Here is a 14,216-nt window from a genome sequence, read left to right on the forward strand (position 1 = left end):
CTGTGACATATGCCCGAAGCCGGGCGGGCGATCATTCAGGATCGGGTGGCGATTGGGGGCGCCGCGCTGCCCTGGGCCGAACGCAGCGCCTTTGCCGCACTGATGCTGGGATGGGAACTGCGGTCCTAGCGGAAGCCCAAGGCACACAGCGGGATCACCCTGTTCGATCGTGGCGTTCCCGATGTCGTCGGCTATCTCACGTTGTCAGGCTTGCCTGTGCCGCAGCACGTCCGAAGTGCGGCGGCGCTGTTTCGCTATAATCGCCGAGTGTTCATCGCGCCGCCGTGGCGGGCGATCTTTGGGCAGGATACCGAGCGTAAACAGACGTAGGAGGAAGCCGGGGCGATCTATCACGTCATGGTCGATGTCTATTCCGCGCTCGATTACGAGCTGGCCGCAATTACATAGCGGCTATGAACGCCGTGCAGGCGGCGCGTTGGTTACAAGGTAATAGCTGTCGGTGGATTTCCGTTTCTACGGATTTGCGCCTTTACGCTTTTTCTATTCGCTTCTGATCGGCAGCGAGGTGCCAATAGGCGTCGATGGCCAGACTGCTCGCGGTTGCGATCCTGGCATCGGGCTACAGATTGAACAACTCCAGCGGCGCGGGCCGATACGGGGGGGCACACCGGATGCGCGCCGATCTCCAGAGCCACGAACCGACGTCGGCATTCAGCGACCATGTCCGGATAGTGGCAGTCTGGGCCTGCGCCATCATTTTTCAGACCTACGCGCTAATTCGGTCGTCAGGCATTTCCCCAGCCAGCGTGCTTGGGACCACCCGCATAGCGATGCGATAATCGAGCGTGAAACCTCGCTTGCCGCCTTTCGTCCGGTTGGGGTGCAGTGGCCACAAACTTCGCTCCTCCAACGGCTACGTTAGACCAACCCCTATTCATGCCGCCCTTGTAGGCAAACGCCCGCCTAATGCCGCCAACCCCGCAAGGGGGTTCCCCCGCGCTTACGCTCCGGTGACGGCGGCGTTCGTCCGCCTCCTTCGGCGTCATCGGGGATGGTCCCCGATCAACCGAAGGAACAGACATCATGGCCACCATCGCAAACCTCACCCAGAAGCAGGACGGCAGCCTGGAAGGCACGCTTGCCACCCTCAACGTCACCGCCCAGATCGCGCTGATCCAGAACACCCGTAAGACCAAGGAAAACGAGCCTGACTACCGGATCATCAGCCGCAAGAACGGCTTTGAGCTGGGCGCCGGCTGGAACCGCTTCTCCCAGAACACCGGTGCGGAATATATCTCGGTCTCGCTGTCGGCTCCTGAGTTCGGCACCATTTACGGCAATGTCGCTCCAGCCCCCGGCGACGACCCTCTGAAGAAAGTCATCATCTGGAACCCGCCGAGCTGATCGCCGCCCCGAGCCGGCCTCGCTCCCCAGCGAGGCCGGCTCTTTCCTTGTCACCATCGCGAAGGAGGCAATCATGAGCCGCTACGCCATTACCCTTCGAACCGATGCCGCGACCGACGAAAACGCCGTCGTCGGATACGATCCGCCGCTTCGCACCTACTTCATCCTGGGGTTCGAGATCCGAAGACCGAGCAGTCGGTTCTCTGGCTCAGCACGCGCCTTGAGCAATATCCGACCTTGCTGATGCTGCCCGCCGATCTCGATGCCCATATGGCTACCAGATCGACGACCTCACCGCCGACATCATGGCCGGCATGGGCACAGAGGCGTTCCGCCCTTTGTCGCCGAGCCTTGTCGAGCGATACGGCTAGCAGCTCCGATAAGCCCGAACAGCGGCGGCGGCGATGCGTCGCCGCTGACCGCCCTGCGCAAATCGTCTCCTCCTCACATCCCGTAGGTCTGTCTCTGGTCGACAACCGGGATCGCGGTCCCATTCGGCTACCACTGCACCAAACCTGAGAATGTCCGCTCAACGCTGGTTGGGAGCACTCGTGCGTGTCCGAGAGGCCAGGACCAGGCAACGGCGGTCAGGTCCGTTAGGACAAGCAACTCCTGTTCGTCGGGAGCCACCCCGCTCTTGGAGGCTCATTCCTTGGTCCGGCGCATGGCCTGACGCCATCAACCCGTAAAGGGTCCGCTTACGCTGCGCGTGCGGCCTTCAGGCTGCGCCTGCGCGGTGATCGCGGCCATGCGTCCGACACTTCGGGAGCCTGTCGAGCGGGGATGGTCCCCGCCTCCGAGACAGGAGCCGCAAATGTCCAACTCCTTGAAAACCGCCCAAGCCTACGCCTGGAGCCTCGCGCGGAGTCTCATGGTTTGCATCATCGTATTTCGCGCCGAGAACGGTATGTTTGGCGCCATGCCGACCACCGAATGGGACGGCGATCCGGACCTCATCCTCGCGGAACTCGATCCTTTCGGGCGGTGAGCCAGACACGGCGATCAGCCAGTGCGTGCAACACTACGCACTGGCACCATCCTCGCTACAATCAGCGAGCAGGTCGACGGGCCTCACCCCTAATGCCGTGGCCAGATGGAAAAGCGTCACCACCGTCGGATTACGCCGTCCCCGCTCGAGATCGCTGACATATTGCTGCGTGAAACCGGATATCTCGGCGAAACGCTCTTGCGTGAATCCTTGCTCACGCCGCAACCTTGCAAAGTTCAGTCCAACGAGGCGGCGCATATCCATACGCGGCACGCTGGACGATACATACTATCGGGTTTATCCTTTATAAGGTGTATTTGTCCGATCCAGCGGCCATCATGTCACGCGGCGTTTATGTTCTGGAAGCCAATCGCTGGAGAGCTTTGAGCATTTTGAATGTATCCATTAGGGAGACGTCCATGAAAACCCCGCCGCTCGATCCTGAGGTATCTGATACGGCCCCAGAAGCCGCCTTCCTCACGCCTTATGATGAAGAGCATCTGATCACTTATTTGCGTTTGCTTGATGCCCAAAATGATGGCGCGGTCTGGGAAGAGGTTGCACGCATCGTTCTGCATATTGATCCGGAAGAAGAACCCACGCGCGCCCATACCGCCTGGGCGACGCATCTCGCGCGGGCGCATTGGATGGCGAAATCCGGATATAAGCATTTGCTTCGCGGCGGCCCACCGAACTAATAGCGCGTCGCAAAGCAACACTCAGCTATCACCGTTCGTGATGGGGTGATAACCGAACTGCGTCTAGCTAAAGATTCGCTCTACGCGAACCTTACCAGCTTGTGCCGTGGCGCACGAACCGCGGCCATTTGGGAGGTGTCGCGATGCACAAGATCGATTGGCGCTCTCCGGCGGAATACCGGTTCTTACAAAACTATGACCGCGCCGGATTTGCTTGGGAGATCGTTCGACGCAACCGGGACTACTGTCGCGAATACAAGAAAATACTTCTGACGAAGCCGCCAGATCCACTTCTGGTCGAGAGTTTCGTCAAGCGCTGGGGGTTGCGATTTCGGCTCTGATCCGAACATCGCCTACGAAAATCAATCTGTCTTCTGGCGGCCGGAAGTTCTGCCCACGGTTTTGCACATATGCCCTGCACCGCCGGGAATGACGGCCTGGCCGCTCGACGCCACTACACTGATGTCGACATCGGACACGCTGCAAAGCCCGGAGGGAGACAGTATCATCGTCGCGCCAGACGCGATTCATCGTCTCTGGCGTGATGGTTACGCCAAGGGCGTAATGGCCGTCGTCATACCGTTCGACCTGCTGTTCGCCGACCGGGCGGCCGCCGCGATACGTTTCTGGAATTCTGTCATGGACAATCGGGCGGGACCAGAGCCGAAGCCGCTCACACCCTATGCGCGCGGCCAGCTCATCCTCGCCATCCGTTTGCTTGATGCCGAACGGGATGGCGCCAGCGAACGCGAAATGGCCGAATATGTTCTGAACGAAAGGACACGAACCCGGCGCGACTGGTTGGCGACCGAGCATAGGTCGCGTCTTCGCCGTCTACTGGCGAAGGGCCACAAGCTGCTGAGCGGTGGTTATTTGCAGATTCTATGTCCACCGCCACGCCGCCGGAGGTCCAAGGTGAAATAATTACACCCCCGGAAGATCGACTCTCCCTCTGCGCCGCCGCGCTTCGCCAATCTGCCCTCCGACGCGCTGACAGCCACTGCTGTCCGCCCTGGCCCATTCGGAAGGCAGGACTAAGATGCACCCTGATACGGATTTCGACTCGCTTCCCCGATCGAAATATCTTCGAACGCCTGATGCGGCTCAGCTTCTCGGGCTTTCTCCGAGAACACTCGAAAAGCATCGCACGTTCGGAACCGGACCCACCTATCGCAAGCTCGGGGGCAGGATCGTCTATCGCGTGGATGACCTGCGCCAGTGGGCCGATCGCGGCGTGCGCCAGTCAACCTCCGACCCAGGCGCGGGCACGGTGTTCGCCGCGAGACCTCTGACGGCCGAGGAAGTGGCCGTGAGCGGCGGTCGTTGAACCATCATGGCCGGAAACCATCGACCACTGGGTCAGAGCGAACGCGCGCGCCTCGATCCGTTTGAGGCGCTGTCCGGAACCGTGCCGCCGCGTGACCAGCGCGACCTCATGGAGCGCCCCTTCTTCTCGCTGGCGAAGGCCCGACGCATCGCGCCGATCCTCTACAAATCCGGCGATACAGAAGTGCAAGTCTATGCCGTGCCCGAACATGGTCTCGCGACCATATGGGACGCTGATGTCCTTATCTGGGCCGCGAGCCAACTCCTCGCCGCCGACGATCGCGGACTGCCGATCTCCCGCTTTTTCCGCTTCACGCCTTATCAGCTACTCACCTCGATCGGCAGGGGAACGGGCGCGCGCAACTACCACCTTCTCAAGGGCGCCCTGACGCGGCTGCAATCGACGGTCGTGCGCACCACCATCCGGCACGGCGAGCATTGGCGGCGCCAGCAATTCTCCTGGATCAATGAATGGGAAGAGCTGGTCACACGAACGGGCCGTATCGAAGGCATGGAATTCGTGTTGCCCGACTGGTTCTACCAGGGCGTCCTCGATCGCCGTCTCGTGTTGGCGATAGATCCTGGCTATTTCCGGCTCACCGGCGGCATTGAGCGCTGGCTTTACCGGGTCGCTCGCAAACATGCTGGCCGACAGCTAAATGGTTGGCGTTTCGAACTGCGCCACCTTCATGCCAAAAGCGCCAGTCAATCGCGCTTCTCCGATTTCGCGCTCCATATTCGCGCCATCGTGCGGAGCCAATCACTTCCCGGCTACGTCCTGGAACTTGTGCCAGGAACGGGTTCCGAGACCCTCCTCGTGATGCGGCCGAGCGTCATTGAAATCGGCCTCCGGCCTGTGGATAACTTGCCGCGCCAGAAACGCCGTATCGGTACTTCGGACGCAATGCCTATCGGTACTTCGAACGCAGTCCTATCCGTACTTCGGACGCATGCATCTCAATTAAACCTTTGGCCTTCCAGTAAAAAATACGACTCTAAAGACTCTAAATCAGAATCTAAAGAAGTAGTAGAGACACGCGGCGCTGGGGATAAATCGAGCAACTCCTCGCTTAGCGATGGCCGCTCGGACGGCTCCCGCACTCGACTCGAGCGCCGCTCATGATCGTCGCGCTCCTCAATCAGAAGGGCGGTGTCGGCAAGACCACGCTCGCGCTGCACCTTGCCGGACAATGGACGAGGCAAGGGCGCCGCGTCCTGCTGATCGACGCCGATCCCCAGGGTTCCGCGCTCGACTGGTCCCAGCAACGCGCCACCGAAGGACTGCCCCGGCTCTTCAGTGTGGTCGGCCTCGCCCGTGACACCCTGCACATCGAAGCACCCGAGCTGGCGCGCGGCATGGATCATGTCGTCATCGACGGGCCGCCGCGTGTCGCCAACTTGTTGCGTTCGGCGTTGTTCGCTTGTGACCTCGCGCTGATCCCGGTGCAGCCATCGCCGCTTGACGGCTGGGCGTCGGCCGAGATGCTGAAGCTGATCGACCAGGCGCGTATCTTCAAGCCGGAGATCGGCGCGCGGTTCCTGCTCAACCGCTATCATGCGCGCACGCTGATCGCCCGCGCCACCGCCGAGAGCCTGGCCGAGCACGACCCGCCGCTGCTAGCGCACCATGTCGGCCAGCGCGTCGTCTTCGCAGACGCCATGCAGACCGGGCGGCTTGTGTCGGAGATCGATCCCGAAAGCGCCGCAGCCCGTGAGATCACCGCGCTGGCCGCCGAGATCGAGGCGATCAGATCATGACGACGCGCAAGCCCAGGACGGGTTTCGCGTCCCGGCCCGGTGCGGCCGATGCGTGGATTGCAGGACCGGAGGGCGCCGAAGCACCAACCGCCCCGTCGCCACCGGTAAACAGCGCCAGACTGACGATCGACGTGACGCCCCAGTTGCGTCAACGCCTAAAGCTCGCGGCGCTCCAGCGCGGCGCAACGGTTGCCGACATGCTGCGTACCTTGCTGCACCGCGAATATCCCGATGGCGAGGAAAACGGATCATGAGGACCGCCGACCGCGATGATCGCACCCGCGTCGATCTGCTGTGGATCGAGCGCCGCATCGAACGCTGGATACGTTTCGGCCGTCTAGTCGAGGACCAGATTCTCGACCGTCGGCGTCGCCGCGTCGCCTTCGTGCCGGACAGCGTGTTCGCCTATGTCCGTTGGGCGTCCAACGACTTCGGCACGCTGGTGTCGCGCATCGACATCCTGCGCGCGGTCCTTCCAGGCGAACCCTATCAGACCGTGCCGGGCGTCACCCCCGGCGGCGAGGTTCTGCTGCGCGTCAACGGCTGGCCCAAGGTCCAGCGCGTGTTCGAGGCTATCGACACCGTGGACGCGCTGGGCATCGACCCCGCCGACGCCGCGCCCGACCATTGGCGGCACGTCCACAACCGTCTCGCGGCAAATGAAAACCCGCGGCCCTACACGCTGGAGCGTCATCGCGCCTGGCTCGCCCGCAAGGGAGCATTGCAATGAGATTTCGCTGGGGAACGCTGGTGACGATGGTCGCAGCCGTCAACGTCGTCGCGATATCGATGTGGATCAATCCGCCACCGAAGCTGATCTGGAACGCCTCTGCCAGCGTGCCGATCGGCTTCTACACCGTCCGTCCGGCCAGTGATCTGCGCATCGGCGACCTCGCCGTCGTGACGCCGCCGGACGATGTCGCCGTGTTCCTTTCGACGGGTGGTTATCTGCCACTGGGCGTGCCGCTGATCAAGCCGGTCGCGGCGCTGCCAGGACAGCATGTGTGCCGCAACGGCGTCGCCATCACCATTGACGGAAAGCCGGTCGGCGCTGCGCGCGAGCAGGATCGGATGCATCGACCGCTGCCCGTTTGGGAAGGGTGCCGCGTCGTCGCGCCCGACGAGATTTTCTTCATGAACGCGGATCGGAGCGACAGCCTGGACGGCCGCTATTTCGGGCCGCTCCCCGCATCGTCCGTGATCGGTCGCGCGACGCCGCTGCGTACGCGGGCACCTTTCTGATCGCTTTCCCCCTGCCAGCACAAAGGAGATTGGCAATGTACGCAGGCACGTTCAAACCCACCGCAGACGGCTATTCGGGACGCATCCGGATGTTCGGGATCAACGAGGCGATTATCGTCGTTCCCGCCGAACCGAACGACGCCGAGAACGCACCCGACTACCGGGTTCATCTCGATGAGGAAGCCGGTCCGGAGATCGGAGCGGGATGGAAGCGGGTCGGTGAGAAGGCCGGCGACTATATGTCGATCGAGATCGACAGCGCGATCTTCGCCGGTCCGCCTTTGCGCGCCAATCTGTTCCGTGCCGATGACGAGGGCACGATGTTCAACCTGTCGTGGAACCGACCGCGACCGCGCGAAGACCGGAGCTGATCGGTTGCGCCCGCGTCGCCATTCCATGCGCGGCCGGGCGCTGTCGCTGGTATGGCTCGCCGTCATGGCGAGCCCGCTGGCGATAGCCTGGCCCGATGCCACCGCCGCGCAAACGACGGCGCCGCAAACCGTCGATCCTGTCACACGCCATGTCGCGGAAGCATCGCGACGGTTCGGCATTCCGCAGGCGTGGATATGGGCGGTGATGCGCGCCGAAAGTGCGGGCGACGTGCGCGCCGTCTCCCATGCCGGGGCGATGGGGTTGATGCAGATCATGCCTGCCACCTGGACCTATCTGCGCGGTCGATACGGTCTTGGCGACGATCCCTATCATGTCCGCGACAACATCATCGCGGGCACAGCCTACCTTCGCGAACTGCATGACCGCTTTGGATCGCCCGGCTTTCTCGCCGCCTATAATGCGGGACCGGGGCGCTATGAACAGTATCTCGCAACCGGCCGGCCGCTTCCCCGCGAAACCCGCGCCTATCTCGCGATCCTCGCGCCGATGGTCGGCGGATCGCAGCCTGGCCGCGCAACGATCGCATCCGCCGATCCGCTGGCGTGGACGCGCGCGCCACTATTCGCCATGCGCGCGGACGACGCCCGTGCCGCACCGCAAACCGAAGCCGAAACGCCGCCGGACGACGAAACGTCCGCACAGGCTGTTGCGCCCGAAGTGCATCCAGACCGCTTGTTCGTCCCTCTTTCCGGCCAGGAACCGTCATGACGCGGGCTGGCGCGCCCTTTCGCATCATAGGGGGCGAACGGATACGGTCGGTCGGAAGCTGCTGGAATTTGGGGAGAAGCAGGGAGGCATGGCCAGATAAAAGGACCGCCGTCTGCCGGGGTCCATGTGGTTGGTTGGGCGCGCTTTTCTTGTCGGCTCTCAAAATGAGCCTGCCAGCCGCACTTTCAGAAAACTGCGTGAAATCAATCCCCGCGCGTATGGCAGCCGCCATTCGACCCGAAATCCGCGCCCGATGAGCGCCCGCGACGACGATTTCATGGTCCGCCCAGGACGGCCACGTGACGGCGCCAGTCAGGGCAGGCAGGCGAAGTCGTTTGTCGGCCAGGTAATGCGCGCCGCCAAGAAGGCCGGACACACCGGACGCGGCTTCGGACCTCGCCGGCAAGGCGGCGGAGGATCGCGCTTCGGTCGCGGCAACGCCGCAGGGTCAAGCCGTGCCCGACGGCCCGACATGCGCCGCGTCATCGTCAAGATGCGCGTCGTGCGCCACGCGGGAACAAAGTTCCGCGCGGCGCCGATCGCCCGGCATGTCGCTTATCTGGAGCGCGAGGGCGTCACCCGCGATGGCGCGCCGGCCCAGATGTTTGACGCCGGCTCCGACCGGGCCGATAGGGAAGCCTTCGCCGCGCGCTGCGAAGACGACCGGCACCATTTTCGGTTCATCATCTCGCCCGAGGATGCCGGCGAAATGCAGGACCTGCGCGCCTTCACCCGCGAACTGATGGCTGACGCCCAATGCGATCTCGGCACATCGCTCGACTGGGTAGCCGTCGATCACTGGAACACAGACAATCCCCATATCCATGTGCTGGTGCGCGGCCGCGCCGATGACGGCGGCGATCTGGTCATCAGCCGCAACTATGTGCGCGAGGGATTCCGGGGACGAGCGGAGGATCGCGTCACACTCGAACTCGGCCCGCGCAGCGAGCGCGAGATCCAGGCGGCGTTGCGCAAGGACGTGGAGGCCGAGCGCTGGACCGGCCTGGACCGAACCTTGCGCGGCATCGCCGACCATCATGGCGGCATCGTCGATCTTCGCCCCGAAAACGGTTCGCACGATCCGGAGGAACGACGCCTGCTGGTCGGCCGGGCGCAGAAGCTCGAACGGCTTGGTCTTGCCGATCCGATCGGTCCCGCGTCATGGACGCTAAAGCCTGGCAGCGAGGAGACGCTGCGCGCCTTGTCGATCCGAGGAGACATCATCAAGATCATGCACGCGGCGATGTCGCGCGGCGTCAACACACCCGATATCGCGTCCTTCGCCATCCATGACGACCAGATCGCTGATCCCGTGCTGGGCCGCCTGGTTGAACGCGGCCTGCATGACGAGCTGGCGGGCACGGCCTATGCCGTCGTCGAAGGCGTGGACGGGCGCACCCATCATCTGCGGTTCAGCGATATCGACATGACGGGCGACGCAAGGCCAGGGGCGATTGTCGAACTGCGGTCATGGGAAGATCACAAGGGCCAGCAACGGCATTCGCTCACCACCCGCTCCGACCTCCCGCTGGACCATCAGGTCACGGCCGAGGGCGCGACCTGGCTCGACCGCCATCTGATCGACCGCGATCCGCCCCCGCTGGGCGGCGGGTTCGGCGCATCGGTGGCGACCGCGCTCGATGCCCGCGCCGATCATCTCGTTGATGAGGGGTTGGCGCGGCGGCAAGGTCAGCGCTTCATCTTCGCCCGCAATCTGATCGGCACGCTGCGGCAGCGCGAACTGGACGGCGTCATCGCCCGGATCGCCGCCGAGACCGGAGTTCCACACATACCATCAGCGCCCGGCGATCATGTGACCGGAATCTATCGTCGACGCCTCACGCTAGCGTCTGGGCGGTTCGCCATGATGGAGGATGGCTTGGGGTTCCAGCTCGTGCCCTGGCGGCCCGCGCTCGATCCGCAGCTGGGCAAACACATCTCCGGAACGATGGCGCCCGGCGGCGGTGTGGATTGGAGTTTCGGCAAACAAAGGGGGTTAGGAATTTAACCCGATGCGAATAATCCGTCGCGGGAATCTCTGGAAGCAAAAGCAGGAAACGAACGGGCGAGTATGACACTGGTATTGACGGCCATGACCCCTCGCTACGTTGTGCAGGCTGCCGATCGGCTGCTGACGAAAGGGGCCGCCGTTCACGATGCGATGGCGAATAAGACCATTATCTACCGCACGAGAGATGGCGTCATGGTTCTGTCCTATTCCGGTATTGCCTATCTTAGTCGCCAACCCATGGATGAATGGATCGCGGAGCAGCTCTGGGGCGATGCCATTGGCCGTGGGCCAGACGGCTGCGGTCCCGCCGCCATGATGATGGGGCAGCGCCCAAACAACTGGACGATCGACCAGACAATCGCCGTGCTGAAGCGACGCATCGAGAGCATTCCGCAGCGAACCATCAACCTGGGAGGCCTCTACCTGGCAATTGCTGGATGGCGCGTGAGCCGTGAAGCACCTCGCCCATTCCTGATGGAGATCGAGCGGGAACCCAAGGCGACCACTGCGACGGTCTCCGGCACTCCGCGACGGCAGCGGTTCAAGCGAGAGTTCGCCATCGGGAGAATTGGCGCTTATGTCGCGCCGCGCGTGCTGAACGCCGCTTTCGATCGCTATCGGGCAAGCCGGACGCTTACCATGGAAGATGTCGAACAAACGTTCGTCGATCTCATTCGGTCGGTGGCCTATCGAAATCGCACCGTAGGACCGAACGTCCTCTGCACGATGTTCCCAATCGATGGCCCAGCTCTGTTCCGTTTTCATCCGGCGGCGGCCCACTCAGCTCGGGTGGGTTCCGCGCGAGGCGAGATGATCGTACCTGTCGCGCATACGCCCTGGATCATGTCGTCCAGCAGCCTTCAGGCGCCGCAGATGACCAGCGGCCAGTCGATCTCCGACCTGGATGGCTATCCCTTGGTGTTTGACGCGCCATTGGCCGGTAACGGCCTGTTGGCGCTCGCCGCGGCTATACCGCGTCCTGGCCCCTGACTCCGAGCCTACGCCATTCCCTGTCTTTGCACACTATAGCCACCGTTGCTTCGACGTAAGCTCCAAGCCCCTTGTAGAACCGCCCATCACCTCCCGACCTCTATGGCATTTGCCGGGAAGGAAGGACCGTGTCCGCCACCAAAATCCTCTGGGGCCAGGTCCTCGTGGTGTTCACCATCGTGCTGGCGTCGGTCTGGTCCGCGACCCAATGGACAGCGGCGGCGCTCGGCCACCAACACCAGCTTGGCTCGCCTTGGTTCACGGCGTTCGACGTGCCGGTCTATCCCCCGCCCGCCTTCTTCTGGTGGTGGTTCTCCTTCGACGCCTATGCGCCCGACATCTTCCAGCGCGGCGCCTATATCGCGGTGTCGGGCGGCTTCGTGTCGATCATCGTCGCCATCGGTATGTCGGTGTGGCGCGCGAGAGAGATCCGCAACGCCGAGACCTTCGGCACCGCGCGTTGGGCGACGGCCAAGGAAATCCGCGGCGCCGGTCTGCTCGGCGATGACGGCGTGGTGCTGGGCCGGTTTGAACGTGACTATCTGCGCCATGATGGGCCCGAGCATGTGCTGTGCTTCGCACCGACCCGGTCCGGCAAGGGCGTCGGCCTGGTGGTGCCCTCGCTGCTCACCTGGCCGGGATCGGCAATCGTTCACGACATCAAGGGCGAGAACTGGGGTCTGACCGCCGGTTTTCGCGCGCGGTTCGGCAAGGTGCTGCTGTTCGATCCGACCAATGCGGCGTCGGCCGCCTACAACCCGCTGCTCGAAGTACGGCGCGGCGAATGGGAGGTACGGGACGTCCAGAATGTCGCCGACGTCCTGGTCGACCCCGAAGGCAGCCTTGAGAAGCGCAACCATTGGGAAAAGACCAGCCACGCGCTGTTGGTTGGCACGATCCTGCACGTCCTCTACGCCGAACCCGACAAGACCCTGGCCGGTGTCGCCAATTTCCTGTCGGACCCGAAGCGGCCGATGGAAACCACGCTGAAGGCGATGATGCTGACCCCGCATCTGGGCGAGGCAGGCGTCCATCCCGTCGTCGCTTCGGCCGCGCGCGAACTGCTCAATAAATCGGAGAATGAACGGTCCGGTGTGCTGTCGACCGCCATGTCGTTCCTCGGCCTCTATCGCGATCCCGTCGTCGCGGCCGTCACCCGGCAATGCGACTGGCGCATCGCCGATCTGGTCGACGGCGCGCATCCGGTCTCGCTCTATCTGGTGGTGCCGCCCAGCGACATCAGCCGGACCAAGCCGCTGATCCGCCTGGTCCTCAACCAAATCGGTCGACGCCTGACCGAGGATCTGAAATCCAAGGACGGGCGGCATCGGCTGTTGCTGATGCTCGACGAGTTTCCGGCGCTGGGACGGCTCGACTTCTTCGAGTCAGCGTTGGCCTTCATGGCGGGCTACGGGATGAAGGCATTTCTGATTGCCCAATCGCTCAACCAGATCGAGAAGGCTTATGGGCCGAACAACGCCATCCTCGACAATTGCCATGTGCGTGTGACCTTCGCCACCAACGACGAACGGACCGCCAAGCGGGTGTCTGATGGGCTCGGTACCGCCACCGAGATGCGGGCGATGAAGAACTACGCCGGGCACAGGCTTTCGCCCTGGCTCGGTCATCTGATGGTCTCGCGTTCGGAAACCGCCCGCCAGCTCATGACCCCTGGCGAGATCATGCAGCTTCCACCCGATGATGAGATCGTCATGATCGCGGGCGTGCCTCCGGTGCGCGCGAAGAAGGCGCGCTACTTCACCGATCGGCGCTTCACGTCACGCCTGTTGCCCGCGCCCAAGACCCAGCGGGCCACGACCGCGCCCCGCCCGGATGACTGGACGGTGTTGGCGCCGCCGCAGCAGCCGGTTCTCGCGTACCCGGCATCCGCCAACGAATCGAGCCGCAACCCCGGCAACCCGGCCAAGGCCGCTCCCGCGAGCCAGAGCGACACCGCCAACGCCAATATTCGGCGCGAGCCCGGACTGCCCGATCATGAGGAGGTGGTGCGCGAGAAACCCACACCCACGCCGGAGTTCACGTTCGACGACACGGAGGCGACCGACAACGACGCCGCGATACAGCGCCGGATGCAGCGCCTCGCGCGCCAGGCCAGTCTTGATCCCGGCGACGGCATCCAGCTCTGAGACGAAGGAACCGCCATGCGCATCAAACACACATTCCGTCTGCCCGCCGAGCTGTCCGGTCGATTGGCCGATTATGCAGCGAGGAAGCGCGTCGCCCAGACCCAGATCGTCGAGGCGGCGCTGCTGTCGTTCCTCTCGCCCGATGGGTCCGAACGGCTGGAGGCCGCGATCGGCCGTCGACTTGACCGGCTGTCGCGCCAGTCCGACCGGCTCGAACATCATGTCGCAATCTCCAACGAAGCGATGGCGCTGTTCGTCCGCTTCTGGCTGACCACGACCCCGCCCTTGCCGGACACCGCGCTCGCCGCCGCCCAGGCCAGCGGCCGGGAACGCTATCGCGGCTTCGTCGAGTCGCTCGGACGGCGCATGGAGACGGGCGCGAGCCTCGCGCGTGAACTGTCCGAGGACATCAAAGCTACGCCAGAGCACGATACTGAGAATTTCGAAAAATAAGCCCATCCCGCCGATCGTTTCTATTTGCACGCCATCCTACGACGCCTTGATTTTAGTGTTGCGATTGCCGGCTTTGTGTCTCTCTTACTCGTCCCCGATCGTTGCGCGCGTCGCCCGGCGATCCTTGCAGGGGACAG

The 14,216-nt window shown here is 63.4% G+C and carries 20 protein-coding genes; 19 read left to right on the forward strand and 1 reads right to left on the reverse strand.

Annotation, left to right across the window (positions count from 1 at the left end; genetic code table 11):
• Positions 1-201 precede the first annotated feature (201 nt).
• From SGRAN_RS23100 to SGRAN_RS22750, 4 genes are all read left to right on the forward strand, one after another.
• Positions 202-330: a hypothetical protein gene (locus SGRAN_RS23100; protein WP_237233610.1), complete on the forward strand. Its 129-nt coding sequence runs from the start codon at positions 202-204 to the stop codon at positions 328-330.
• A 714-nt stretch (positions 331-1,044) separates the two neighbouring features.
• On the forward strand, positions 1,045-1,365 hold the full coding sequence (locus tag SGRAN_RS21225) for a DUF736 domain-containing protein (protein ID WP_067186698.1): 321 nt from the start codon (positions 1,045-1,047) through the stop codon (positions 1,363-1,365).
• A gap of 73 nt (positions 1,366-1,438) precedes the next feature.
• A complete protein-coding gene (locus SGRAN_RS22745; protein ID WP_172709688.1) occupies positions 1,439-1,609 on the forward strand; it encodes a hypothetical protein in 171 nt (56 codons plus the stop codon).
• 570 nt (positions 1,610-2,179) lie between these two features.
• Positions 2,180-2,353 (forward strand): hypothetical protein, encoded by a 174-nt coding sequence (locus SGRAN_RS22750; protein ID WP_172709689.1) that lies wholly within the window; start codon positions 2,180-2,182, stop codon positions 2,351-2,353.
• 33 nt (positions 2,354-2,386) lie between these two features.
• Here SGRAN_RS22750 and SGRAN_RS21230 read toward each other — a convergent pair whose 3' ends face one another.
• Positions 2,387-2,617 (reverse strand): helix-turn-helix domain-containing protein, encoded by a 231-nt coding sequence (locus SGRAN_RS21230; protein ID WP_067187247.1) that lies wholly within the window; start codon positions 2,615-2,617, stop codon positions 2,387-2,389.
• Between the two features lie 155 nt (positions 2,618-2,772).
• Between SGRAN_RS21230 and SGRAN_RS21995 the strand changes: the two genes are divergently transcribed.
• The 15 genes from SGRAN_RS21995 (at position 2,773) to SGRAN_RS21295 (ending at position 14,079) form a co-directional block, all read left to right on the forward strand.
• Complete coding sequence (locus tag SGRAN_RS21995; protein ID WP_082737398.1) at positions 2,773-3,051, forward strand: DNA -binding domain-containing protein; 279 nt, start codon at positions 2,773-2,775, stop codon at positions 3,049-3,051.
• 143 nt (positions 3,052-3,194) lie between these two features.
• Positions 3,195-3,392 carry a transcriptional regulator domain-containing protein gene (locus tag SGRAN_RS22000; RefSeq protein ID WP_082737399.1) on the forward strand — a complete coding sequence of 66 codons (198 nt, stop codon included), beginning with the start codon at positions 3,195-3,197 and terminating at the stop codon, positions 3,390-3,392.
• Between the two features lie 88 nt (positions 3,393-3,480).
• Entirely contained in the window at positions 3,481-3,975 is a 495-nt protein-coding gene (locus SGRAN_RS21240; RefSeq protein ID WP_082737400.1) for a DUF2285 domain-containing protein, read from the forward strand.
• Positions 3,976-4,090: 115 nt separating this feature from the next.
• Positions 4,091-4,378, forward strand: coding sequence for a helix-turn-helix transcriptional regulator (locus tag SGRAN_RS22005; protein ID WP_082737401.1), 288 nt, complete (start codon positions 4,091-4,093; stop codon positions 4,376-4,378).
• A gap of 6 nt (positions 4,379-4,384) precedes the next feature.
• Positions 4,385-5,500: a replication initiator protein A gene (locus tag SGRAN_RS21245; RefSeq protein WP_067186706.1), complete on the forward strand. Its 1,116-nt coding sequence runs from the start codon at positions 4,385-4,387 to the stop codon at positions 5,498-5,500.
• A complete protein-coding gene (gene parA, locus SGRAN_RS21250) occupies positions 5,497-6,135 on the forward strand; it encodes a ParA family partition ATPase (RefSeq protein WP_067186708.1) in 639 nt (212 codons plus the stop codon). The genes SGRAN_RS21245 and parA overlap by 4 nt, the downstream gene beginning before the upstream one ends.
• On the forward strand, positions 6,132-6,389 hold the full coding sequence (locus tag SGRAN_RS21255; protein ID WP_067186710.1) for a ribbon-helix-helix protein: 258 nt from the start codon (positions 6,132-6,134) through the stop codon (positions 6,387-6,389). Before parA ends, SGRAN_RS21255 begins: the two co-directional genes overlap by 4 nt.
• The gene (locus tag SGRAN_RS21260; protein ID WP_067186712.1) at positions 6,386-6,865 is read left to right on the forward strand and encodes a DUF2840 domain-containing protein; all 480 of its coding nucleotides are present in this window, start codon (positions 6,386-6,388) and stop codon (positions 6,863-6,865) included. The genes SGRAN_RS21255 and SGRAN_RS21260 overlap by 4 nt, the downstream gene beginning before the upstream one ends.
• Positions 6,862-7,377 carry a S26 family signal peptidase gene (locus tag SGRAN_RS21265; protein WP_067186714.1) on the forward strand — a complete coding sequence of 172 codons (516 nt, stop codon included), beginning with the start codon at positions 6,862-6,864 and terminating at the stop codon, positions 7,375-7,377. The genes SGRAN_RS21260 and SGRAN_RS21265 overlap by 4 nt, the downstream gene beginning before the upstream one ends.
• Before the next feature lie 35 nt (positions 7,378-7,412).
• Positions 7,413-7,748, forward strand: coding sequence for a DUF736 domain-containing protein (locus SGRAN_RS21270; RefSeq protein WP_067186716.1), 336 nt, complete (start codon positions 7,413-7,415; stop codon positions 7,746-7,748).
• A 64-nt stretch (positions 7,749-7,812) separates the two neighbouring features.
• Positions 7,813-8,478 (forward strand): lytic transglycosylase domain-containing protein, encoded by a 666-nt coding sequence (locus SGRAN_RS21275; RefSeq protein WP_237233614.1) that lies wholly within the window; start codon positions 7,813-7,815, stop codon positions 8,476-8,478.
• A 253-nt stretch (positions 8,479-8,731) separates the two neighbouring features.
• Positions 8,732-10,486 (forward strand): relaxase/mobilization nuclease domain-containing protein, encoded by a 1,755-nt coding sequence (locus SGRAN_RS21280; RefSeq protein ID WP_067186718.1) that lies wholly within the window; start codon positions 8,732-8,734, stop codon positions 10,484-10,486.
• Between the two features lie 63 nt (positions 10,487-10,549).
• On the forward strand, positions 10,550-11,479 hold the full coding sequence (locus SGRAN_RS21285) for a hypothetical protein (protein ID WP_067186719.1): 930 nt from the start codon (positions 10,550-10,552) through the stop codon (positions 11,477-11,479).
• A 128-nt stretch (positions 11,480-11,607) separates the two neighbouring features.
• The gene (locus SGRAN_RS21290) at positions 11,608-13,626 is read left to right on the forward strand and encodes a conjugal transfer protein TraG (RefSeq protein ID WP_067186721.1); all 2,019 of its coding nucleotides are present in this window, start codon (positions 11,608-11,610) and stop codon (positions 13,624-13,626) included.
• Positions 13,627-13,641: 15 nt separating this feature from the next.
• Positions 13,642-14,079 carry a CopG family transcriptional regulator gene (locus tag SGRAN_RS21295; RefSeq protein ID WP_067186723.1) on the forward strand — a complete coding sequence of 146 codons (438 nt, stop codon included), beginning with the start codon at positions 13,642-13,644 and terminating at the stop codon, positions 14,077-14,079.
• Positions 14,080-14,216: the final 137 nt, after the last annotated feature.

Source organism: Sphingopyxis granuli, assembly GCF_001559015.1.
GTDB lineage: Bacteria > Pseudomonadota > Alphaproteobacteria > Sphingomonadales > Sphingomonadaceae > Sphingopyxis > Sphingopyxis granuli.